The organism is Shewanella sp. SACH (assembly GCF_001887095.2).
In the GTDB taxonomy this organism is placed as follows: Bacteria; Pseudomonadota; Gammaproteobacteria; order Enterobacterales; family Shewanellaceae; genus Shewanella; species Shewanella baltica.
Genome location: NZ_MPDG02000003.1, coordinates 139,271 through 164,561, shown reverse-complemented (window position 1 = coordinate 164,561; position 25,291 = coordinate 139,271). Strand labels below are relative to the sequence as shown.

The following is a 25,291-nucleotide window of genomic DNA, read 5'->3' as shown; positions in this document are numbered from 1 at the left end:
CGGTCACTGGTACAACAATACCAATCTTAACTAAGTCCCTAATTCACAAGTCCATCCTAAAAAGCTTTTGCCCCAAAGTTAGTTTCGCAGTTCAAAAGGTAAATAGGGCTAGTAAAGCTTTGGCTATAGAAAGCTAATCTGAAAGGTTTTTACACAATCTAGAAGTTATCCTGTTCCATCTTTTCTTGGTCTTATCGGCTCCTCACTTAAATGGTATACAGCCGCTTCTAGCAGAAATGAGTCACATCGATTAAATACGGAGATTGTAATTGCACGATTGACTAAAAGTTGGAGTAATAATTACTCTAGCAGCAGAGTATTGTCTTCACGGGAATAGAATGTCCGTATGTGGCTCTGTTTCTGGTTGAAACTTACAATATTTATCAATATATTAGATTATCAGTCGGTTTAAAATGAATAAGGGATTGTGTGAGTAATTCAGGTGCGAAAGCTGCTTTAAAGGGTTACAGACTTCAAACATTATACATTTTGCACGAAATTTTACAGTCGAAAGACTCTGAGTTAATTTTTCAGCCTGAAGGTAACGAGGATTTAGCTGTATACCAAGGCGAAAAATTAGTAAGAGCTGTACAAATAAAAGCGCTTAGTGATCCCCTTTCTCTGTCCGATTTCATCGTGGCTGATAAAGCTGATACATTTATTCATCGCAGCTTAGATTTATTGAAGAGTAATGAGTCCCCACGAGTAGAAGTGATTAGCTTTGGTACAATAGGTAATGAACTGAAAAGTGCATGGTCTATCTCAGATATAAATAAAGTAGCTAACCAAAATAAGATTAGAAAAAAATTAGTAAAATTAAAAATCTGTAATTCACAAATTGACCTACTATTTAAAAGATTAGTTTGGGGCTCTGTTGTGGAGGAGCAGTTGGACTTTGATATTTCTAGGTGCTTGAGGCAAACATTAACATCTGGCTCAACTGAGCATGCATTATCATTGTTAACCTCTTGGTTGCTAGAAGCATCAGAAAAAAGAACAAAAATCACTCACGAAATACTTTTTGAAAAGATTAAGTCAATAGGTCGATACTTTGCGGAGCGAGAGGCACACCATCACGAATGGTTTAAGTCCGTAACACCTTTAGAAAGCAATAACACCATCGAAAAAAATAGTTTAGAAAAAGAATACTATCGAGGAGTATCAACTAGATTTAGTCATATTCAAGCTCAATTAGATATCCTTAGGCAAGATCAACTAACAGAAATAGATAACCAATTTAAAATATCTCAAACTGTCATTATTCACGGTGCATCAGGTCAGGGGAAAACCTCTTTAGCTTATCGTTATCTATATGAATATGTTCCTGAAGCCTGGCGGCTACAAGTTAAATTTATTGAAGACCGATCCCACGCACAAACAATAGCTTTAGCTATTGCAGATCAATTAGCAATATTCGATGCAACTTTATACTTATATATTGATGTTAGCCCAAGGGACCCCGATTGGACATCTCTAGTCGCGGCTTTGCTTGAAAGGCCAAACATAAAAATCCTCATATCAATCAGAGAAGAAGATTTGGCACGACAGAATATTTCAAATGATCAGTTAGGTTTCCCGGCCCTTGTAAAGCTTCTGCTTTCCAAAGAGGAAGCTAAGCATATTTACTTAAATTTGATAGAAAAAGGAGTTGCCAAGCCTTATCCATCTTTTGAACAAGCTTGGTTAGGGTTCAGTGGTAACGGTTCATTGTTGGAATATGTATTCTTTCTTACTCAAACTAAATCGCTTAAAGGAAGGCTTAGTTCTCAGGTTAACCGTTTAAGAACTGAAGTTAGAGAAGGTAAGTTAGAGGCATCAGCAATTAAATTTTTATTGGCTTGTGCTATAGCAACCTCTCATGAGGTCAGAGTAGACATTAAGTCACTGGTAAAAACTACCGATTTAAAAGATCCACAAGGTACCTTTAGTCTGTTCGAAGATGAATATTTAATTCGTCGAACAGCTGACAAAATTCATATCGAAGCATTACATCCTATTCGCTCAAAACTACTTGTTGAGGTGTTGATTGACCCAGCTTTTGAACCTTGGATCGAATCTGCTATATCTGTTTTACCAAGTATTCCTGAAGCCGATATTGAAACCTTCCTGCTATATTCTTTTGTTGAAAAACCAAACGAATTTGAAATGCTATTCAGTAATCTAATGAAGCTTAAGATTGAAACTTGGGGGGCCGTTGCTGGTATAGGGCGAGCATTATTATGGTTTGGTATTCGTAATCATGTAATTGAGAATAGAGACGTTATTAACTCTTCACGATTACTTGCTGGAGGTGATGGATGGTCACTGATTTTACATCAAGATATTGGAAGAGCAATAGAAAGTGATCCTGTCGAAGACTTGATAAATATTTTTGGAAAAAACAATCCAATTGCCATTGAACGTATCAAGGTGCTAAGGCAGCAGATCAGTGAGCCGAATACAGTGTATCGTTACCTGAAGGTTTGGCTAACACATATTCCTAATAACCTATTGGTACCTTATAGCAACAGTGACTGGTCGGGAATGGGGGAAGTCTTATTATGGATAGATAAGTTAGATATTGATAATGAGTTAGATCTGTCTTGGGTACTTAAGATAGATATTGAGTCTACATTTGAAGATATTGTACCATTAGCAGATTTAACTATAGGTCTATTTTACTTTTCCTATGATTTATATCAATCATTTATAAACAATAACAATCAAAAAATCATCTGTATTTTCCAAACGACTACTCAGACTATTTGGCTTGAACAACAAAGTAATCCAACTATTCACTATATTATTCCCGCTGTAGGCGCTGACTCAAATAAATATAATGGAACTTATATAAATGAAATGTCAGTAACTAGGGCAACCATATTAAGAAAGCTTTTTCCTGATAAAGAAAAATACGGTACTCAAGGTTACGGGCACCAAAATATATTGATGGAGTTGCCATTAGATGAAAGCCATAAAAACATTATTAAGTCGGCAATACCTCTACCACAATTCGTGAGTGTTAACTCGATATGGACTAATTATGCTGATTACATCTTTAGACCAAATGATTGGCTAGAGTACGCAAACAATGTCTTATCAGTTAGGGAAAAAATTATAACTGGATTGACTACATTAAATAAAACGCTACTAGCATACTTCAGAAAACGGGTATCCCGATCACTTATCGGTACTGGAAAAATCGATAGCGAATATTGGGAAAGTCTAGCGAAAATCAATTGGCAGCTAACTAAGTTACCTAAGCTTGCGGTTGATCCTTGGGGGATTACCAGTGAAGGAACATTACCCAACGATAAAGAGCACAGTAAAAATACTGCAATATTTAGAACAATGCAAAACGATTCAACAAATTTTAGAAAATCACTTGGAGATTACACCTTTCCCTTAGCCAATTTTTTTAGTCAATCTAACGTCATCCTAATCTTTAATGGCCTTATAGGCAGATTACCTAAAGAACAGCACGATGAGCTATACAAACGTAACGAATCTTTAGGTCATATATTTAATGAACATAATACTCACCTTTCTTGTGTTAATTTTAATGATGCTGCCAAAAACTTGAAACGATTTCAGCATGAGTTCAGGTCACTTTTTAGTGACCTTTTTCCTGATCAAAAACTTCACCAGTTGGAAAAAACAGAAACAGAAAAATTTAGTAAAGCTTGGGCACTTTGGTATCAATTTGCTCACCATCCTGAAAAGTACTGGAAAGATTCACCAGATATAAGAGCTTCATCAATTATAACTAAATTAAAAAATGAGTTGATAAACTCTGTTAAAACATCACTTGACAATATGTCAGACTATTGCATGAGTTCATCAATTTTAAGTGAAAATTATGAATACCAAGGAAAAAGTGCCCTTTGGATTAAAGTAGAATTTCATAATTTAGCTTACATGGAAAGCGTTTTAATAAATACTGTTGATGCGTTAACTGAAGCTGTTAGACCGGTAAACTTTACTGACCTTAAATATTTTGTATTGACGGATTTGTGGGACAATTTTGTAATTGTACCAACTAACAATGGATATGCTGTATCTAATAGCGCTTGGGTAGTTTCGACTAGTTGTTTTATCGGTAGTGAGCCAGTAATCAATGAGGAAAGACTCTACACCTATTTACCTCGTCCAATTGCCCCTGAAGCGTTAACTTACCTTGAGATTAAAAATACGGATACAGCCAACAGAGATATATTAGAAAAATTAGAGCACGAAGTAGGTAGTATTTTCGGAATAATAAACCATATACATTGTTTCGAAACTCTTGATTCAAATGTAAATGAAACTGGAGTTGAGATACTAGAAAGCTATTTGAAGCCTTTAGCTGAGACATTAACCTGTCATATTAATTCTGCTGGGAACCTAATAGAAAAGGCAAGAGAGGATATTAGTAATGGCTGTCTAAAAATGTGTTCTATTTTAGAACGGTGTGAACATGCAATTCAACCCTACGAAGACTCAGAAAGTAATAAGGTAAATATTTTTTTTGGGGATTGTAAAGCATGGGCAGAATTACTTATTGAAGCATTAGAAAAATTGCAAATATTAAAAATGGAGATAAATGGGTCGTAGCGAATTAGTGCTTTTGAATTAACTGAGATACTTTTTCTAATCAGTCACTCTTTAACGAGTGCCTTTGCTCTAACTTGCTTTTGTCCAAAAGCGTGCTGCGTAAGGCTTTTAAATCTACAGATTACGCGAATGCTCGAAAGGTGCGCCATGGTGATTGGTGAGACGACCGTCCGCCCCATGGACGGGGCGGTCGAGCATCCAAGGACGGACTGGCTGCGAGTCGACGAGCGAATGCCATGGTAAGCTAGTGCGAGTGGATACCCGTAAACGCTAAACTGCTAACAACTGAAATTACTGTTCCTCAAACACTACTTTCCAACACATTTCTGTCCAAAAGTATGTTGCGTATGTCCGGTGTCTTTTAAATCTACTGGTTATGCTAATGCCAAAACGGTGAGCTAGGGTGATTTGCGAGACGACCGTCCGCCCCAAGGACGGGGCGGTCGAGCATCCACGGATGGACTGGCTGCGAGTCGATGAGCGAATGCCATGGCTTGCCCATCCGTAGGAGCCAGCATTTAAGTTACCAAGTAACAAGTCATTTAGTCGTACTAACCCTCTATTTTTTTACGTGCTTCTGTCTAAAAGTGGGTTATGTATCTCTTTTAAATCTACAGGTTACGCTAGTGCTAAAAAGGCAAGCCAGAGAGTTATGCAAGATGGCAATCCGCCCCTGCCTCCAATAATGAATTTAACTAAATCCGCTTAAGCTAGCGCAGTACCTTGCTTAAAAACGCTTGGGTACGGGCTTCTTTGGGATTGGTGAATAGCTCATCTGGCGGGCTTGATTCAACTACATAACCGCCGTCCATAAATATCACTCGATCGGATACATCGCGCGCAAAGCCCATTTCGTGGGTGACAATGACCATGGTCATGCCCTTTAGCGCTAAGTCTTTCATCACGTCTAGCACATCGCCGACCATTTCTGGGTCGAGTGCCGATGTCGGCTCATCAAATAACATCAAGTCTGGTTCCATCGCTAATGCGCGGGCAATGGCGACCCTTTGCTTTTGGCCGCCCGATAAACTGGCGGGATAGGCATTGGCTTTGTCACTCAAGCCAACCTGTGCCAGTAGGTCGAGGGCTTTCGTTTCGGCCTGAGCTGGCGTCATCAGTTTTAGGCTAATGGGCGCTAAGGTGATGTTTTGAATGACGGTTTTATGTGGGAACAGGTTAAAGTTTTGAAACACCATACCCACTTTTTGCCGCAGTTTATCTACGCTCGCATTTGGCGCTGTGATGAGTTGGCCTTCAATCTCGATATCGCCTTGGCTTGGCTGCTCTAACAGATTGATACAACGCAAAAAGGTACTCTTGCCGCTGCCGCTTGGGCCAATCACACTCACCACTTCGCCCTGACGAATATGCTCACTAATGCCCTTGAGCACGAGGTTATCGCCGAAGTTTTTATGCAGGTTGGTTATTTTAATCACTTTGTTTCAACCTCTTTTCAAATTTCGACAGCACAAACGTGAAGCTGTAGGTCAGGAATAGGTAAATAAGGGCACAGGTAAATAACGGCACACTGTCCTCGAAGGTACGGCTACGGATGATTTCACCGGCGCGCATAAGGTCGACGCCACCGATAAAGCCAATAACGGCGGTTTCCTTGAGGAGCACGATAAATTCATTTCCGAGAGCGGGCAGAATATTCTTGATCGCTTGGGGCAAAATAATCGACTTCATGGTCATCGCTTGCGATAAACCGAGCGAACGGGCCGCTTCGGTTTGACCTTTGTCGACGGCTTGAATGCCTGCGCGGATAATCTCAGAGATATACGCGCCGCTATTGAGACCAAAGGCGATGATGGCGGCGGTGATTTTATCGACATCTAAGGCTGAAAGCACGATGAAGTAAAGGATCACTAACTGCACAACCACTGGCGTACCACGGATAACACCGACATAAAGATTGGCGGGGAAGCGGATATACCACTTAGACGACATCTTCATAAAGGTGGTGCCAATGCCTAACACTGCGCCTAATAACATGGCGAAGAAAGTGACGATTAACGTCACCTTCAAACCATTTAATATCAGCAGTATACCTATCATGCCGTCTTCGCCAATTGGGCTGAACAGCGAGCTGTTAATTGCGTCTATCATGCTGATATCACTTTATATGGGCAGAAACGAGCGTCTGATATTGGCCGTCGGCTTTCATGTTAGCCAGTGTTTTATTGATGCTCGCCAACAGTTCAGGCTGCTCTTTTGACACGGCGAAGCCATAAAACTCAGCAGGAAAATCCAGTTTGATCATCTTTAATTCAGGATTTTTAGCCAGATAATTAGCGGCTGGTTCGCTGTCGAATAACACTAAATCTACCTTTGAATTTTTAAGCTCCATAATGGCTTCGAAACCCGTATTAAAGGCGGTGATATTTTGGGTGTATTTTTTCGACATGATGTCAGCGGTTGTGCCTAACTGCACCGCAAAGTGTTTGCCTTTAATATCTTCAAGCGTATGAATACTATTGTTATCTTTGTTAACCAGCACCACTTGGGTCGCTTCGTAGTATGGCTCTGAGAAGTTTACGTTTGCCTGACGTTCAGCGGTAATCGTCATGCCTGAGGCGATAAAATCAATCTTGCCTGAGTTGAGCGCGACGATCAGTGAATCGAATTTCATGTTTTCGACTTTCAGCGTCTTGCCGGCATCTTTAGCGATTTGCTTGGCCAGATCGATATCAAAGCCTTTGATTTCATCGCCACTTTGGCCGCCAACATATTCAAAAGGAGGGAAGGCGGCATTGGTGCCAACGACTAACACGTCATCGCTTTTTCCGCATCCAGCTAACAACAAGGTGGCAGTTAAGGTCAGGCCGCCTAATAACATGGATTTTTTCATTTAAGACTCTCTTGTCGATTTCACTATCAGTGTGGCGACTATAGGCAGATGAGCATGTTGTGTCAATAATTATGCTGTTAATTTGATTAAAAATTCATTTTATTTTTACGGTTTTCAGTCGCAAGAATGAGGGCCGCTGCTTTCCCGTACAAATTTGTGTATAAGTTGTTTTTTCTGGGTTGAATTCTTGTGCCTTGGTCTATATCTATTGTTACTGTTAGGTTTTTGGCTATCTGTACTTCTGTGGTGTTTATTAGCAGCATCTCAATGAGAGTGTCATAATTTGCACTATCGCCTATTATTCTTCGATTAAATTGGCTAGTTTAGCCGCTCTTTAACGGCAACCTTAGTTGGTGTTATTCCTATTTTATGCAGTTTAACCCTCTGGCTGATTTGATTATCAAGCCAGAAATGATGTTTCAGGAGTCAAAAGTGAACTATCTCAACTCAGCATTAGCGTGTTTAGCCCTGTGCTTATCGAGTGCACTGCAGGCCGAAGAGCAAACTCAGTGGCATTACAGCTTAGGCAGCCATGATTTTGTGGTCGAGGATTCTCACACCTTAGGGGTGAATGCGAGTCTATTGTTAGAACATAAAACCCAAAGTGATATTTTGCTGACGGCGGCGCTGGATGCCTATATAGATGTAGATGTCGATAAACTCGACCCTGACCATATCCCTGTGTGGTTTAAGTCCACCTATGCTGCGAGTGGTGAGTTGTATCGTATTAATCCTGAATTTTCATTGGGTTGGCAGTTCGACTTACAAGGAAAGCGTAATACCGTTAGCTCGGTGGAGAAACAAGCTAAGGTATTTCCTGGGCTGACGGCTAACTTTGACGGACAACAATTACAGGCCCAGTTGAAGGCGGGGCCGGGTTATTACTATCTCGAAATCGATGACGATGTGCCTAGAACCCGAGGTTACGATCGTGGCGATTTTGGCAACGGTACGTTTGCTTATACCTTTATGGGAAGTGTCGGTGCGGATGTGACGCCTAAGCTACATATGCAAGTGGCCGCGCAAACGTGGCAGGACGAGGGCAAATGGTTAGAGAATCAATATCGCTTTGAGCTGAGTTACCAAACCGATTTTTGGCGGCCTAACAGCTTGCTCGTGTTGAGCGCCGAGCACACGCAATACAATTTAGACCACTATGCCAAAGTCGATATTAACTCGGCTGAGTATTTGCCTATTCTGCCATGGGATAGCGATACGCTAGTGCGTTTGAGCTTAGTGTTCCCTTGGTAACATAGTGTTACTTATGAGTTAAGTGCTTCTCGACTAAAGCGATCATGGCTTGAGCTGCAAAGGACAATACTTGGTCTTTGCGCCAAAAGAGCGATAACTCCCAGCGCAGCTCGTCACTCGCCAGCGGGATATTCACGACGCCGGGTACGCTGTAGCGCCGCGCGATGGAGCGCGGCAATACCATCACCCCAGTGCCCGCCGCGACTAAGGCAATCCCGAAATCGGCTTGGCTAACGCGGGTGATGTTTTTAGGGACAAATCCGGCGTGTCGGCAGGCATTGAGCACTAATTGATAGAGGGTGTATTCAGTTTCGAACATCACTTGAGGATCGGCGCTGAGATCACTAAACGACAATATCTGTCGGGTGGATAACGGATTTTCCTTGGGAAGCACCACTACCATAGGATCGTTAAACACCCGAATCCCATCATAGCCGTCATCAAAATCGATAATCCCTGTGGCCAGTTCAATCTCACCCTTTTGGATCGCCGAAGTTTGTTCTACACCGCCACGGACGAGCAAGTGCATGTCTATTTGCGGATATTGCTGGCGATACTTGGCAATAATGGGGGCAAAAATCTCGGCGCTGCCGAGCGGCGCTAATCCCAGATTGAGTTCGCCAGCGGTTAAGCTGCGCTGCGCCGTGAGTTCGGCGAGCATGCGTTGCCGCCCTGCGAGCAGGTCTTTACCGTGTCGATAAACGACTTCGCCTGCGGGAGTGAGTTTGACTTGGGTGCCGCGTTTACCGCGCTCAAGCAGGGTGAGATCGAGTTCTTGTTCTAACTGGCGCACGGCTTTTGATAACGCAGGTTGGGTGAGATGGACTTTATCGCTGGCTTTACCAAAGCCTCCGGCATCGACGATTTCGATAAAATAGCGAATAACTTTGAGGTCCATTGGGCTTCACCTTTAAATGCATTCTTAAAATTCATGTATTACATTCTTAATATTCATTTTTTTTATCAAATAAGCAAGCCTAGAATAGCCCCATAGAAAACTTTGTTCTAACCGAGAAAATCATGTCATTCCCACAAGCCGCAATACGTCAGTGTCGACATTGGGCTTTGTTATTAACCCAAATCGGCCTCTTCTGTTTACTGTCCTTCGCTTGTCACTGGTTCGCCACTTGGGCACATTCTCCTATTCCTGGGAGTGTGATTGGCTTAGGCATACTCTTATTTTTATTAGGTTTTAAACTCATCCCCGAAAATGCCGTACAACTGGGTGCCGCTTGGTTGATTGGTGAATTATTGCTGTTTTTTATCCCGCCAGTGATTTCGGTCATTAAGTACGAAGGTTTATTTGAGCAATACGGTACCAATATATTGTTCACCTTAGTGATGGGCAGTGTGTGCGTGATGTTTGGTACTGGCTTTGTGGTCGATAGAGTGTTTCGTTTTGAGCGCCAACTGAACATCAAAAAGCAGGCCCGTCGCCACGCTAAGGCAGCTTAGTTATGACTGACTCAAGAGTGGTGGATTTTGTGTTGTCGCAGACCGGATTAGCCCTATTTAGTTTATTACTGACGGTATTTTGTTACTTCGGCGCTAAGCGTCTCTATAAGTACCACAGAGTCTGGTGGTTAGCGCCCATAGTGTTGGCGCCGATAGTGATTACCTTATTGGTGTTTAATCTTAAGATCCCGCTGCCAACCTATTTTGAATACACCCATTGGTTGATGGCCATGTTAGCGCCCGCGACTATCGCCTTTGCTTTGCCGATTTATCGTGAGCGTAACTTGATCCGCCAATATCCGCTGACGATAGGGTTAGGTGTAACGGCCGGATTATTTCTGGGGATGATATCTTCTTGGTTGCTGGTGAAATTTATACCTCTGCCGGTGGAATTGTCTAAGAGTTTGCTGGTGCGTTCGGTGTCGACGCCCTTTGCTATGGAGGCCACCAGTGCCTTTGGCGGCGTACCTGAGTTGACGGCCATGATGGTGTTAATCACAGGCGTGATCGGCATGTTGGTGTGCGAGCCACTATTCAAATTTATGCGGATTCGTACTTCGTTAGGTAAAGGTGTGGCACTCGGCGCTTCGGCCCACGGTGCTGGCGCGGCAAAAGCCACTGAAATCGGCCAGCAAGAAGGCGTTATCGCCAGTTTAACGATGATTTTTATTGGTATCGCTATGGTGTTAGGCGCCCCCGTTTTTGCGTTGATCTTTATCTAGGCTTTGAATTCTATCGTGTGAGTTTTATGGCTTGAATTTACACACCTCAATTTTGGCAAATTTGCCTCTTCGGGCGCTAACACCTTCTCAGTTATGCGCCTTTTTTTTTGCTTGTGACCCGTCCTAAATATGGCATGCTGTACCCAGTTGAAATACAAAGTATTCAGGATGATTACAGATGTCTAATGAGCGAGATAAACCGTTAGAAACACAACTAAGCGTGAGTTTACGTCCGGTTGATGAAACTGATCTTGAGGCAATTTTTGCCCATCAAAGCGATCCTATTGCTAATCAGCTTGCTCAGTTTCCGCCAAGGGATCGGGAAGCGTTTTTTAAGCATTGGCATGGGAATATTCTAGGGCAAGTCAATGTGCTAGCAAGGGCTATCGATTTTGATGGCAAGTTTGTGGGCAACATAGGCCATTGGCACAGTGACGGGCAAGCGCTGATAGGATATTGGATTGACCGTGACGACTGGGGCAAAGGCATCGCGACCCAAACCTTAGCGCAATTCTTGCCTTTAGTGAGTGCGAGACCACTCTTTGCCGAAGTCGCTAAGCATAATCTGGCTTCCCAGCGAGTCCTCTTAAAACACGGGTTTGTGCTGACGGGTCAATTAATTCAAGAGAGCCAAGATACTGAAGCATTGCTCGAATTTGTTTTACGTTAGCTTATAACGGCACAATCGCGGCATTTATGGCGTATGTTAATGCGTTTATACGCCATAAATCACGTCTTCCAATCCTTAAAATCCCTGAACTGCAGCCGCTTTTGTTAAAAGTGCAAAAAGTCGTCCATTATTTTTATAGCCAATGATTCCACTGCCAAAACCCTCTTTTAAAGACGTAGTTGCTGTAGTAAGTCAAAAGGCTGGATCTAGCCGCTTGATTATTCAAGATTAGTGACAGGTTAAGCTGGTTTTACATAATAAAAATTGAGGAGAAACTGCTGATCTTGCAGATAAAAGTCTAATTGCATTCTATTTCTTTCACGGTAGAACTCCTATACTTAGCCAAACCTTGTGCCATAGCACAATCTATCCCTTATCTATTCAGTGAAATCTAAATGAAGATCCGTTTTCTGCTCAGTAGTTTTATCCTTGTATGCAGCAGTCTCACTGTTGCCGCGACAGCGCATTCAGCCGATTCGGCCTCTGTCACTACTAAACATGCCAACAAAAATGCACCCGCTAAAAAAGCACCTGCAAAACAGCAAGAAGTGGCATCGAGTAGCGCTATGGTGGTCGACCTTAAAACCAATGAAGTTTTATATTCGAGTAACCCTAATGCCGTGGTGCCCATCGCCTCAGTGACTAAGCTGATGACGGCCATGGTGACCTTAGATGCAAAGCTGGCGATGGACGAAAAGTTAGCGGTTAATATTAACGACACCAAAGAAATGCGCGGCGTATATTCTAGAGTGCGTATCGGCAGTGAAATTAGCCGTAAAGACATGTTATTGCTGACCTTAATGTCATCAGAAAACCGCGCAGCAGCGAGCCTTGCCCACCATTATCCCGGTGGTCACAAAGCCTTTATTAAGGCGATGAATGCCAAAGCTAAAGCACTGGGCATGAAGAATACCCGTTATGTTGAACCGACGGGTTTGTCGTACAAAAACGTCTCCAGCGCCAGCGACCTAATTGTGCTGCTTAAGGCCAGTGAAGGTTACCCTATGCTAGGCCAATTGAGTTCGACCGAGAAAAAGACGGTCACCTTTGCTAAACCTAGATACAGTTTAGATTTCCGCAACACTAACCGTTTGGTTTATAAAGATAACTGGAATATCCATCTCACCAAAACCGGTTTTACTAACGAAGCGGGGCATTGCTTAGTGATGCGCACCGAAATGGCAAAACGCCAAGTGGCCTTTGTGGTACTCGATGCTTACGGCAAATATACCCATATCGCCGATGCAAACCGTTTACGTAACTGGTTAGAGACAGGTAAAGTCACCCCGATCCCAGCCGAAGCTAAGCAATATAAGAAACAGCGTAGCCAGCAGCAATTAGCTAAGTTGAGTGAGACCTAGGCTTTGACCTAGAAGTCGAGCAGGAGCATATCTCTTGCCTTAACGGCTTTATAAAGACTAAAAAAACCAAAGGCCAGATGAGCAATCCATCTGGCCTTTGGCTTTTTAATACTGTAAGTACTTGATGATTTTGGTAAATTCCCCGTGGTATTATTACCATAGTGATTGATGTACTCAAGGAAGAAATACGCGTGGATGTACTGCTAAAAAAACTTCAACTGATCTATTTTCCCTTCTTATTCACGAGCCTGTTATTTATCTCTGGCTACAGCTTAATCCATTGGCTGTTGTTGATTAAATTTGAGTTTTTTAGCATAGATGAAGATCTGGTCAATTTGGGATTACCGCTGATACTGTCATGGCTCTTGTTGCTTGTTTTTCTGAGGCCAAGGCTAAAACTGCTGAAGTTTGTTAAGGATAATTCACGCTTTTTCTATCTACTTTTCGCCGTGCAGCTCGTGGCTGTGCCTTGTATTATTGCGCAGGAATATCTTAAAACAGCAACGGGTCAGTTAACCCAATTAGCATCGATCCAAGAATTGTATCTGCATAAAAAGACACAGTATTACCAGTTACAGCAAGCTTATATTTATAAGACGCAAATTGGTGTGCAGCGAAATATTGAGGTTACAGGAAAAAGTAACAGTCACTTGAATATGACGCTCTATATTGCGATGCCGATTTTTGCGAGTGGCGCCGATCGTCGCCGAACTTCTGTCTTAGCTTGGTATGGCAAAATTTATCAGCAGGAGATCAGTAATAGACTCGAACCCGATGAAAAAGAACAAGCATACAAGGCGTTTTTGACTCAATCCCAACGTGAGTTTGATAAGTTTGACCCGCAAACGTTTGTTTACCTTGAACGATTAGCCCCTTCATCTCTCCAGAGAGACTTACTTAGCGCAGCGGAAAAAAGTCCGCTTTATCAAGCTGAATACCCAACGATTTTTATGCCGAAGTTTGAGCCATTTGAAGCCCGTAATGGCAATAAACTCGCTTGGATGCTGATTTGGTTTGTTGCAGGTGCTTTAGTCTGGTTTGTGCTCTTGCTACGGGTGAAACTGGATGAAGAGGCTCTAAAAGCTGACACAGTTACAAAGCGTTTGAATCATGCGGGCACAATCGCCGAGCTTAACGATTTTTTTGAAATGATACGGCCCAAGCCGGGTTTTATTGCAACTCCTATTCTGATGTATCTCAATGTGTTAGTGTTTATCTTTATGGCATGGTCAAGCCAACATTTTATTAATTTACAGGGTAGTTTCATGCTTGAATGGGGTGCTAACTTTCGACCTAAAGTGCTTGCTGGTGAGTGGTGGCGCTTAATCACGAGTACCTTGATCCATGGCGGTTTAGCACACTTAGCGCTGAATCTTTACGGCTTGTTTTTTGTCGGCAGCTTTCTTGAACCTGTACTCGGTAAGTGGCGACTATTTTTGGCGTATTTGATCACTGGGGTATTGGCCAGTATCGCCAGTATCTGTTGGTATGATGCCACTGTGAGTGTCGGTGCATCGGGCGCCATTATGGGGCTATTAGGAATACTCGTGATTTGGGCTTGGAAAAAGATTTTCCCTGAGGATATCAACTGGGTACTGAGTATTAACTTGGCATTTTTTGTGACCATAAGTTTGGTCGCAGGATTATTGGGTGGAGTGGACAATGCTGCCCATATTGGCGGATTGCTGAGTGGGTTAGTGTTGGGTTACCTTTCACTGCGCTATGCTCGAGGTGCTCAGGGGGCTCGAGGTGCTCAGAGAGCTCGGAAGATTGAGGGCCATAGCCCAGCTAAAAAACGTAAGCCGAGACGCAAATAAGTCGCGCTCGGCTTTGGATTTAAGAAGATTTAGGCGTGTTCAAACATTAAGAACAAGTAAACGATAAACAGCACTATATGCGTCGCGCCATGCAGAGCATTGGTGCGACCGCTGCTGAAGCTGACCTTGCAGACCATTAAGCTGGTGATTAACAGCACCATGTCGGCGGGTGACAAGCCTAAATGCACTTCTTGATCTATCACGCCGCCAATAATTAATACTGCGGGAACAGTAAGGGCAATTGTGGCGAGTACTGAGCCGAAATACAGATTCATCGCCCGCTGTAATTGATTGTTTAACGCCGCCTTAAATCCGCCCACCGCTTCGGGTGACAAGATCAAACAGGCCACGATAAAGCCACCTAATGCCTGCGGTGCGCCTAAGGTAGCGACACTGTAATTGATTGGCATGGCTAAGGTTTTTGCCAATAAGATCACCACCAGCAAGTAACCAATCAATAGCACAGTATGATAGGCATTACTGCGTAATATGCCGTGGTGTTCCTCGTGATCTTCATGGTCTGCATCGACAAAGAAATGACTGTGGCTCTTGGTTTGTACGACTAAAAATACGCCATAGAGCAGAATCGAAATAATGATCAGCATCCAAGACATGGCTTTAGACATGCTGCCAATAGTGCCGCCTTCGGTAAAATTGGGCAGTACTAAACAGAGTAAGGCGAGGGGGATAATGACGACCAAATAGGATTTTACGCCATCTAAATTAAAAAGCTGGGTGTGGTAACGCCAGCCGCCAAGTAATAAGGTGAATCCCACTAAGCCATTGATAATCAACATGACTACGGCGAACATAGTGTCGCGCGCCATCACAGGGTTAGGTTCCCCTGTCAGCATCACGGAGGAGATCATCACCACTTCGAGTGATATGACTGACAGGGTTAAGATTAAGGTGCCATAGGGATCGCCAAGCTTAATCGCTAGCGCATCAGAGTGGCGCACCACTGAGAAGATGGCCCAAGTGACAACGCCCAATAGGGCGAGCGATACGGGAATATAGGTCGAAAGCGCAGTGCCATCGGCGAGTAGGCTATCGCCACCGGTTTTAAAGAATACTAAGGTCAGTATTCCCAGTAGCAGAGCGAACTCGTCTTTCATAAATGTCTTCATAGGCAGTTTGTCCAAAGCGAAAAAAAGGCCGTTAGTATAGACACTTGTTATGGCACACTTTGCATGAAACTTCTTTTAGATTTGGGGTTAAGGATAAATATTTGAGCTAGATCGCTGTAATCCCCAACCCCATTTCTACGTTAGCCGTGGTGCTCGGTTTTAATCAGTTTGCCGAGTTGATCATAGTGATTCCAATCCCCTGATTCTCGGTCGCTGATGTAACTGCCTTCGGTGCGTTTTTCGCCATTAGGCCAAAAGCTTTGCCACAGACCTTCCTTGCGATCCCTCAGATATGTACCTTGTTCGGCTAGTTTGCCATTGTTGTGATAATAGCTGGCATCGCCTTCTTTTTGGCCTTTTACCCAAGTTTCAACGAGTTGTGGCTTACCGTTCTGGTGATATTGTTTAACTTGACCATCGAACGAGCCTTTGGCATAAGTGGCCTCTAGTTTGAGTTGGCCGTTACTGTAGTATTCCTTCGATTGACCATGGTTTTGTCCGTCTAAAAACTCAGTGCTGGCCGCTTGCATCCCATCCTCAAACCAGCTTTCCCATAGTCCAGTTTGATTGCCTTTATCCATAGTGCCTCTGAGTTTTAGCTGGCCATTATTGGGATAATATTCGGCATACGGGCCTGTTTTGTCATTTTTATCATAGGTTTCGGAGCGGTAAACCACTTGTTTAAAGCTGTAAAACTCCCTAACGCCGTGACGCTTGTTTTCCTGCCAATGGCTTTTTTGCTGGATATTCCCTTCTGGAATAGCGCCATAGGTCGGGTCTTTTTCTTCGTAGCGGTAGTCAATCCACAGACCTGTTTTTTGATTATCGAGATATTGCCCAGCCACACGGCGACGCCCGTGGTAATACTCTATGTAGTCACCATTGAGTTTGCCATCGGCGAAGGTTTGCTCCCGTTGTTTTAGGCCTTCGCTGTACTGGATCCATAAGCCTTGTTTGTTGCCGTTTTGATATTCGCCTTCTTCATTGGGATCGCCATTGGCATACCAGCGAGCAAAATGGCCATCGAGCGGATAACGGCTGGCATTGTCCTTTTTCTCCGAGGCGTAATGGGCGAGTTCGCGAGGCTTGCCATTGTCATAAAAGGATTCATATTGACCAACCCATTGACCATTAATGCGTTTGCCCCGCTCATTAACAGTGCCATCCTCAAAGTAGGACTCGGATTTACCCGTCAGTTTACCTTCGACATATTCATCTAAGCTGCGCAGTTGACCATTGCTATGGTAACGGCGTGATTCACCGTGTCGCTGACCCTGTTGCCATTGCTCAGAAGATTGCAGTTTGCCTGCGCTATAGCGCTCAAATAGCCCATCTCGAATGCCCATGTCGTAGTGGCTTTTTTCGAGTAAATTACCTTCGGCATCATAACGCTCCGATGGGCCATGAAGCGGATACTGGCCATTCTCAGCCAGCTTTGAGTCTTGATAGCTGCGCAGTTCTTTAAGTTGGCCGTTGTCGTAGAAATACTTTTGCGTACCGGCAAGTTGGTTCTGTTTATAGTTGAGATCGCTGGTGAGGTTTCCTTCGGCATTAAAATATTGCTGCTGCCCATCTAAAGCGTCGTTAACATACTGTTCTTCAACTTGTAATTTACCCGCATCGTTAAATTGCTGACACTTGCCTTGGCGTTGCCCTGCCTTATATTGGCAGAGGCTGGCGAGTTCGCCATTGGGGTAAAATGTCCGTTCTTCACCATCGAGTTGATTAAGGTTGAACTGGCTGGCGCTCGATTTAGTTCCATCGTCGAAGAAGGTTTCCCACAATCCTTGGCGGCGGCCTTCGGCATCGAAGCGGCCTGTCACAGAGGCTTGCCCGTCGGGATTTTGTTCTAAATAGGGGCCGGAGAGTTGGTTGTTCGCATAGCTTTGGCTTTGGGATAAAGTACCGTTTTCATAGAAACTTTCCCATTTACCGTGGCGCAGGTTATCGAGGTAGCTTTCTTGGGCTTGAAGTTTACCACTGGCATAGAAGCGTTTTACTTGCTCTTTTTTACCGTCTTTATAGTGCGTTGTTTGGGTAAGCTGGCCGCTGCTGTTGTATTCCTTCCATTCGTCCGTGGGCACGCCTTTGGTAAATTGCTGCTCTTCTGTGACTGCGCCGCTCAAATCAAACAGTCGCCAAGTGCCATCTTGATAACCTTGCAGGTAGTTTCCTTCGATAAGCTTGCTGTTATTCGTATGAAATACTTGCCATTTACCATTAGGTATCCCTTCGGAAAAATGCCCTAAGGTATAACCTTGGTTATCGCGGACTATGGCGATATCGCCATTTAAGGGCATGCCAGTGGCGAGGTTATAGTAGCTAGGGATTCCGTCTTGCTGACGAATTTCGACCATCATGGAGGAGAGGTTTTGCGCTGCCTGCGCATGGAGACTCACTATACTAGCCCCTGCAATGGCGAGGCTAATCACGCGAAATGGGGTATTGAACATGCTGATTCCTTGTTCTGGGTCTTAAGGCCAAGGTATGTGCGGCCTATATAAGAATCCTAATTTTAAACTGCTTGGTTTATCTATTGCGCTGTGCACTTACATGCAGTGCACAGCGTCTAGGCTTAAGCTAAAACCGAGGGAAAACATCATCAGAAGTGACCACAGGTGGTGGCATTTCCTGATTTAAAAACTGGCCATTATGGTAGCTATTAATCACCCGTATCCAGCCATGATCCTCAAACTCGTATTGTTTACCATCAAGCCTGCCTAGTTCGTCATAATTGGCGATTTGGAGCACATAGTCTTCAGATGAGCGCAATTCCCAATGGCCGACTCGTTTACCTTGGTCGAAGCGACCATACCAATAGCGTCTTTCAGGGTTGGGTATTGGGCGGAAACCGTACTCACCATCGGTAAATATCCAATCGCCATCCTGTTCACCATTGCGGTATACGCCTTTTTCATACACTTGGCCATTATTGGCGTAACGTTGTACTAATCCATCGAGCTTGCCATGTTTAAAGTGAATAGACTCAAGCAACTGGCCTGAGTTGGTCTCGTTATGGTATTCACCGTGGAGCTCACCATTATCATCGTGGCTATAGGTGAGGGTGGCGTCGTCTTGAAATTTCTTCCAAGTGCCTGCTTGTTTATCCTTGGCATATTGACCTTGCTCTACTAGCTGAGTTTTCCCTGTGGCAGGCTCAATTTTTACCGTTTCATAGGCGCCTTCACGCTTACCCGCCTCATAATATTCGCGGGAGAGGGTGATGACATCGTTGTAGTCAAAGGACTTGAGCTGTAAACCATTCAATTGGTTATTGAGTCGCTCCTGGCGCTCGATTAACAAGCCTTTTTTGAAGGTTTCGGAGAGTGACCAGTTTTTGAGTTTGTCTTCTTCTTGAGTCTCAATCAATTGGCCATCGCGATAGCGCTGCAGTTTACGATAAACCCAGCTATTACCTTGGTATCTGCTGTCTGTGGTTTTTTTAATTTGCCCTTGTTCATCGTATTCGATAGCTTGGAGGACATCACCCTTATCGTTGGTCACTTCCTTTAATTTGAGTTGGCCATTTTCATAGTAAGCCAGTTGCTCACCGACCTTATAATTCTGTTTATATTGAAAGTGCCGCTTTACCTTACCATTGTCAAAATATTCAAAATAGTCGCCGTGTTTTTTATCCTTAAGCCACTCTTGGGTCGAGATGACTTGCCCGTTCAACCCCCAAGTGGTCTCAGTGCCTTGCAGTAGGCCATCGACCTTGTGCTCCTCACGGTTAAGTTTGCCAAGGTTAAAGTATTGGCTCACACAGGTAGGGTCATGGCAAATTTTGGCAGTGACTTCGCCTTCGGGGCCAAAATGTTCGCTGATGCCGACTTGTTGACCATCTTTAAAATCGGTTTTGTAGCGGATATTGCCGCCATTCCAATAACCCGTTTCAGGGCCTTGTTTCACACCATTTTCATAGTGTGACTCAGTATATAATTGGCCAGTGGCATTGTACTTTTTGATTACGCTATCGAGCTGACCTTGCGCGTTACGAAAGCCCTGTTCGTAGGGCTTTCCATCGTCGAAGTTACATTGATAAGGCCCGCGAAATTGCTCGCTAGTGAGGGCCTTACCGATATTTTTATCGGCGATGGCCGTTGAGCAGAAAAGCATATTTTTTTCTTTGTAGTAAACCTCGACCTTATAGTAGCCATCAGTCAGAACAACGGGTTGCTCAAAATAGTACTGAGCCTGTTTTTCATCTTTGACAACCTTCCAATGGGCATCGAGTAACACCTTTTCCGCATTGACATGGGTACTGATAAGCACGAGTGCTCCAAGGAGCCGTTTTACTGTAAATATATGCATAACTGCTCCTTTTTATGGCAAAGGTTTAAAGGTGAATTCATAGGGGATATCGACGGGCTCTTTGGTGATCGTCATATAACTCACCTTGGCGGCGGGGCCTGCGATACTTAAATAGCGACCATCGACCAGCACCTCGTTTATCCGCTGCTCAGTATTTTCGGGGAGTCGAATGGTTAACAGATTGCCTTGGGCATCTTCGACCTTAAAGTAATTTTTAAGATCGCTACTTGGCTCATTGCCATATCCGGTTTGCGTCAGCCAAGACTCTAAATCGATTAACCAAGGGCGGTCGGTTACAGCCAGTTCTAAAGGCTGCCAATGGATATCACCTTGGCAACGGATCTTACCCTTGATCTGTTTATCGTAGAAAAACTGCCGCACGCGGTCTGGGGTCATCAAACTATAGGCTGCCCCGTTTGGGGCGTTGGGATCAAACTGCCAAGTGACGGGATTTTTACCCTCATTAAAGCCTTGATCTATTTCAGGTTTGCAGGCGCTTGCCAAGGCAGCTGACATGGGAATATACAGATTATGACCATTGTCAGTTACAGGTTTTATCCCTTGGATCGTACTGAACTCATTTTTTGCAGCATCTAGCGCCGGATTGATAAAGCTACCTAGGCCAGCGTTACCAAACTCGGTGGGAGGATTAGCCAGATTTTTGTTGTAGTCGCTAAATTGTACAAAGCGGATCGTTTTGGTTTGAGTCAACTCCGGCTGGGGTTGTTGCTCAATTAACATCAGGGTTTTAGGAATTTCATCCAGCTTGAGTAACAGTGCGGTGCTGGTGAGATGATGAGGCTCATCGGCTCCAATCAATTGCTCTAGCAGTTCCTTTTCTGTCGCCGTTAGCCAAGAGGGATAATTACCTTCGCGACGGGCCTCAGCCATCATGCCTTTAAATTGTTGGAAAGGCAGATTAATACTCTGATCCTCACTCTGTTTTGACACGACTTTAAAGAGTTTCGCCTCGGCATCGAGCACTTGGATTGTTAGGCTGGCATCGCCAACCGTGTAAGGTGTTGCCAGCAGTTCATCCCACGACTTTTCGACGATCTTATTCGTCTGTGGGATGAGCGATAGCTTGGCATTAATATGGTCTATCTGCTTGAGTTTATTCGCTGTGTTATCCCAACCCGTAGCAATAATATCGGTTGCAGACTCAATCGAGGGATTATAATTCCTCGCCCAACCTTTGCCATGCTGCCAGAAGTGAATGTCAATCGGTTTGCCGTTTGCGTCATCGGCGGTTAAGTCTTCATAACGCACATCGGCTTCCACATATTGCGGACTCATATTGTGGACAAAGCGCAATTGCAGATCTTCAGGGGTATCAGTGCCCCAAGGGCCAAGATTATCTAAAATACCTTGTTGATCAGGTAATAAGGATTTTATAAATGCCTCATTATTGGGGCGATATTCCTGCGGTATATCGCTAATGCGGTATAGCTCCTTTTGCCTATCATCCCTATCGCGCTCAGCATCAAAGCTATCATCGGCATGCCAAAGCGTGCTCATGATATACGGCCTCTCCTTAGGCGTCATCACGGCTCGGTGGGTAAAGGTACGCCCTTGGCGCTCTTCCCGTTGAAAAAACGCCATGCTCTCTAACCAACCGGTTTTGCGGTTAACTTCGAACTTGCCATAGGCCTTATACTTGTCTTTCTCCCCTTGTAAAACAGCGATCAACTTATCTTCACTGACCTGCTCAACCGTCCAAGTTAAGCGCGCATCCATGGGGGCGTTGATGCTATAACCGACGCTAGGCTCAAGCGCCACAGGCAAGGTTGGGACTTGTTTAAACAAGTTATTAAGATTTTGCCAGCGCTCAAATAACTCCTTGATATCTTTTTGATCCATCTTGGCAATGGGGGTCAGTTCGCGGACTTCACCATTGTTAAATTCCACATTAAAGCCATCTTTAACCAACTGAACGATTTCATTGGACTTGCCTTTGGGGTCAATATTACTCACCGGGATCGGCATGCCATAATCGCTAATTTGCAGCAGGTTAGGTTGGATAAAAAAGCGGGCGTTATGGGTTAACGGTGTGGTTAAGCTGGCCGCCTTACCCTCTGCATCTTGTAATTGGTAATCCAGCAGTAATCGTGCCTGCAACACCTTGCGAGTTTCGAAACCATCGTTGAGGCTTATGGTAGAAATAATCTGATACTCGCGATCTGTGGGTATATTCGCCGTAACCGATTCTGAGGACGTCGTTGAGTCATCGCAGGCGGTTAACAAGAGTGTGATACTTGCCACTGTCAGTGCGATTGCGGCGTGAACTGCCTTGTATTTCCCTGTGGCCATTTGTACTCCCTTGGCTACGCATGTTATTGAAATGTAAATGTATTAATCTTAGTTTGGCGACATTATACACAAAAACTATCTGAGGCAATAAAACGACGTCATCAAAATGTGCGCTTAAAAGGCGAGCAAGCAAGGTAAAGAGACTGTCCGTGCTTATTTGTTTGCGACGAGGTTTAGGTCAGCCTTGCGGCAGTAAAGACGAGCTTAAGCGGATAATTAAGCGGGGTATAAAACAAAACCCAAACCAAGGCGTGCTTGATTTGGGTTTACGCTGGGAGCAGCTTTTTCTATTTCGATGATCGAGATCAGTGATTGATACTCGAGGACAGAAACCTGTTATCGAAAACAAGCTACAGCGAGAGGATCACGCTGGCGATTGCTGCACTCATGAGGTTAGCAAATACACCGGCGGCAATGGCGCGAAAACCATTACGGGCGATAAATTCGCGGCGCTCTGGCACCATGCTACCCAGTCCACCGATCAAAATAGCCATGGTTGAAATGTTCGCAAAACCACACAGGGCAAAAGTGACAACTGCCTGAGAATGGGCACTCAGTTGGTCTTCTACTTTCATTAACTGGATAAAGGCAACAAACTCATTGACCACGATTTTTTGGCCAATAAGCGAGCCCGCAGTAATGGCTTCATGCCAAGGAATACCCAGCAGCCACGCCATAGGCGCGAACAGATAACCGAGCAAAAATTCGAAGCTTAACTGGTAACCGAACCATTCACCCACAGCGCCTAACATGCCGTTCAGCAGGGCGATAACACTGACAAAAGCTAGCAGCGTGGCACCGATCCCCACAGAAATCCGCATGCCAGACATAGCGCCATCGGCTAAGGCTTCAACCACATTGGTGGCGCGTGGCAGTTCGACTGAGGTGATTTCATCTGAATTGTTTTTGTCATTTTCGTTGGGTGGCATGAGGATTTTTGCCATCAACAGACCCGCAGGTGCTGACATAAAGGCTGCGGCAATCAAATAGTTAAGATCGACACCTAAAGCGGCATACCCCACTAAGGTGCCGCCCGCAACTGAGGCTAAACCACAGCTCATTACCGCGAAGAATTGCGAATCGCTCATGTGCTTTAAATAGGGTTTGATCACCAGCGGCGCTTCAATCATGCCGACGAAGATGTTCGCCGTGGCAGATAAAGACTCAGCGCGGCCCGTGCCCAGTAAACGCTGCAGACCACCACCAATAATGTTGATCACCTTAGGCATTAACCCAATATGGTATAAGGCAGAAATCAGCGCCGAGAAGAAGATGATGATACCTAACACATTGATCGCAAATACGAAGCCGACTTTACCCGTGGCGAGATCGCCAAACAGGAAACCAATCCCTTCGTTGCCGTAGGCTATCACGCTCGACACGCCCGCCGTAACAGACTGCAATACGGCCTTACCCGCAGGGACGTAGAGCACTAACAGGGCAAATATAATTTGTAGGCCTAGGGCTAAAATCACAGTGCGGTAGGGAATGTTCTTGCGGTTCACTGACAGTAACCAAGCAAAAAACAAGATGCTAATCATGCCTAATATCGCGGTCATAATGGGTTTATTCTTTTGAGTGATAGAAGAAGTCGCGCATTGTAGGCCGAGTCAGCGTAAGGGCAAGCCGAGGGCGTTACTGGGCTGTTACGATAAAAGTGTCGAAAATAGCAACTATTTAAGTTGCTGTTTATGCTGGATAATAAAAACGATTTTGACTACTGTTGCCCAGAGGAAATAATATTTGTGTCTGCGGCAATAATAGAAATCACGCCACAGACGACTTTAGGCTGGTGCAGTAGTCAGTGCTGGTTTGAAATGCAGCTTAAGTGACTGTTGCTTAAGTGACTGTAGCTTAAATGACTATAGCTTAAGTGACGGTCTTACCTAACCAAGGTTTGAGCTTTTTATCCCAGTAGGGCGGGTGGCCGATATGGGACTTTAAACATTCGATAATCACTTTGTACTTAGTCGGTAAATGGCGCCGCCTTGGGTAAACCATGTAAACGGGCATCTGTTGCAGCGGTTTCCAATCGGGTAAGAGTTGAATGAGCTTGCCGCTTTGAAACTCATCACTGAGTAAATACGTGGCCACGTAGCCTATACCTCTTCCTGCAATCACAGCATTACGCACAGCTTCGGCTAAGTCGACACGGTAATTGCCCGCGACATTGACGGTTTGCTCATGGTCATCCTTAGCAAAACTCCATCGATCATAATTACGGCTTTTACTTTGATAGATAACACAATTGTGTTGAGCTAACTCCCGTGGATGGTGTGGCACGCCGTGTTTGAGTAAATAATCGGGGGAGGCGACCACCACAAAGTTAGTCTCGGCGAGATGCTGGGCGATATAACCATCGTTCAGCTGTTCATGGTTAGTGATCCACAGATCGAGGCCTTCCTCTAGCATGTCGGCCTTATGGTCGAACAGGCTCAGCTCAAATCGTAATTCGGGATATTTTTCCTGCAACACTTCCAGCGCGGGGATGATGTGTAAGGTGCCAAAGGATTGGGAAGAACCGAGGCGAATCGTCCCGCTAATGTCGTCGCGGGCATCCAGCATCATGGCATCGGCATTTTGCGTCGCTTCAAACACTTGCTCACAATAATGAGCAAATTGCTGGCCAGCGTCAGTTAACACTAAGGTGCGAGTAGTGCGCTGCACTAACAGCAAGTTCAGCTCAGCTTCCAGCGCGCCAATTTGCTTGCTGACATAGGAGGTCGAGGTTTTTAACTTAGCCGCCGCTTGGGTAAAACTGCCACTGGTCACCAGAGTGTGAAATATCACCATCTGGCTAGCTCTATGTTGTATCACGCCAAGCCCTCTAGAATCTAAATCGCT

At 44.5% G+C, this 25,291-nt stretch carries 17 protein-coding genes; 7 read left to right on the top strand and 10 right to left on the bottom strand.

Annotation, left to right across the window (positions count from 1 at the left end; translation table 11 throughout):
* Positions 1–429 precede the first annotated feature (429 nt).
* A complete protein-coding gene (locus tag BM607_RS14885) occupies positions 430–4,572 on the top strand; it encodes a hypothetical protein (RefSeq protein ID WP_071940131.1) in 4,143 nt (1,380 codons plus the stop codon).
* Between the two features lie 710 nt (positions 4,573–5,282).
* Here the strand turns inward: BM607_RS14885 and BM607_RS14880 are convergent.
* Genes BM607_RS14880 through BM607_RS14870 form a run of 3 tightly spaced genes read right to left on the bottom strand, consistent with a single transcriptional unit; the run spans position 5,283 to position 7,423 of the window.
* Complete coding sequence (locus BM607_RS14880; RefSeq protein ID WP_071940132.1) at positions 5,283–6,008, bottom strand: amino acid ABC transporter ATP-binding protein; 726 nt, start codon at positions 6,006–6,008, stop codon at positions 5,283–5,285.
* On the bottom strand, positions 6,001–6,681 hold the full coding sequence (locus BM607_RS14875; RefSeq protein WP_006082866.1) for an amino acid ABC transporter permease: 681 nt from the start codon (positions 6,679–6,681) through the stop codon (positions 6,001–6,003). Before BM607_RS14875 ends, BM607_RS14880 begins: the two co-directional genes overlap by 8 nt.
* 7 nt (positions 6,682–6,688) lie before the next feature.
* Positions 6,689–7,423, bottom strand: coding sequence for a basic amino acid ABC transporter substrate-binding protein (locus tag BM607_RS14870; protein ID WP_071940133.1), 735 nt, complete (start codon positions 7,421–7,423; stop codon positions 6,689–6,691).
* A 369-nt stretch (positions 7,424–7,792) separates the two neighbouring features.
* Here BM607_RS14870 and BM607_RS14865 point away from each other — a divergent pair, with 369 nt between their 5' ends.
* Positions 7,793–8,674 carry a hypothetical protein gene (locus BM607_RS14865; RefSeq protein ID WP_071940134.1) on the top strand — a complete coding sequence of 294 codons (882 nt, stop codon included), beginning with the start codon at positions 7,793–7,795 and terminating at the stop codon, positions 8,672–8,674.
* Between the two features lie 7 nt (positions 8,675–8,681).
* Here the strand turns inward: BM607_RS14865 and BM607_RS14860 are convergent, their stop codons facing one another.
* Positions 8,682–9,572 (bottom strand): LysR family transcriptional regulator, encoded by an 891-nt coding sequence (locus BM607_RS14860; protein ID WP_063883785.1) that lies wholly within the window; start codon positions 9,570–9,572, stop codon positions 8,682–8,684.
* A gap of 122 nt (positions 9,573–9,694) precedes the next feature.
* Here BM607_RS14860 and BM607_RS14855 point away from each other — a divergent pair, with 122 nt between their 5' ends.
* The 5 genes from BM607_RS14855 (at position 9,695) to BM607_RS14835 (ending at position 14,699) form a co-directional block, all read left to right on the top strand.
* Entirely contained in the window at positions 9,695–10,129 is a 435-nt protein-coding gene (locus tag BM607_RS14855; RefSeq protein ID WP_006082862.1) for a CidA/LrgA family protein, read from the top strand.
* Between the two features lie 2 nt (positions 10,130–10,131).
* Entirely contained in the window at positions 10,132–10,851 is a 720-nt protein-coding gene (locus tag BM607_RS14850) for an LrgB family protein (RefSeq protein WP_071940135.1), read from the top strand.
* 178 nt (positions 10,852–11,029) lie between these two features.
* Positions 11,030–11,521, top strand: a complete 492-nt coding sequence (locus tag BM607_RS14845; protein WP_071940136.1) for a GNAT family N-acetyltransferase — start codon at positions 11,030–11,032, stop codon at positions 11,519–11,521.
* 395 nt (positions 11,522–11,916) lie between these two features.
* Complete coding sequence (gene pbpG, locus BM607_RS14840) at positions 11,917–12,882, top strand: D-alanyl-D-alanine endopeptidase (RefSeq protein ID WP_011847623.1); 966 nt, start codon at positions 11,917–11,919, stop codon at positions 12,880–12,882.
* Between the two features lie 191 nt (positions 12,883–13,073).
* A complete protein-coding gene (locus BM607_RS14835; RefSeq protein ID WP_071940137.1) occupies positions 13,074–14,699 on the top strand; it encodes a rhomboid family intramembrane serine protease in 1,626 nt (541 codons plus the stop codon).
* 29 nt (positions 14,700–14,728) lie between these two features.
* On the opposite strand, the gene BM607_RS14830 is transcribed toward BM607_RS14835, so the two are convergent.
* The 6 genes from BM607_RS14830 to BM607_RS14805 form a co-directional block, all read right to left on the bottom strand.
* Positions 14,729–15,826, bottom strand: coding sequence for a calcium:proton antiporter (locus tag BM607_RS14830; protein WP_071940138.1), 1,098 nt, complete (start codon positions 15,824–15,826; stop codon positions 14,729–14,731).
* Positions 15,827–15,966: 140 nt separating this feature from the next.
* Complete coding sequence (locus BM607_RS14825; protein ID WP_071940139.1) at positions 15,967–18,279, bottom strand: toxin-antitoxin system YwqK family antitoxin; 2,313 nt, start codon at positions 18,277–18,279, stop codon at positions 15,967–15,969.
* A 127-nt stretch (positions 18,280–18,406) separates the two neighbouring features.
* Complete coding sequence (locus BM607_RS14820) at positions 18,407–20,137, bottom strand: hypothetical protein (RefSeq protein ID WP_071940140.1); 1,731 nt, start codon at positions 20,135–20,137, stop codon at positions 18,407–18,409.
* 12 nt (positions 20,138–20,149) lie between these two features.
* Positions 20,150–22,447, bottom strand: coding sequence for a hypothetical protein (locus BM607_RS14815; protein ID WP_071940141.1), 2,298 nt, complete (start codon positions 22,445–22,447; stop codon positions 20,150–20,152).
* Between the two features lie 350 nt (positions 22,448–22,797).
* On the bottom strand, positions 22,798–24,006 hold the full coding sequence (locus tag BM607_RS14810) for a NupC/NupG family nucleoside CNT transporter (protein WP_012088411.1): 1,209 nt from the start codon (positions 24,004–24,006) through the stop codon (positions 22,798–22,800).
* Between the two features lie 310 nt (positions 24,007–24,316).
* Positions 24,317–25,264 (bottom strand): LysR family transcriptional regulator, encoded by a 948-nt coding sequence (locus BM607_RS14805; protein ID WP_071940142.1) that lies wholly within the window; start codon positions 25,262–25,264, stop codon positions 24,317–24,319.
* Between the last annotated feature and the right edge of the window lie 27 nt (positions 25,265–25,291).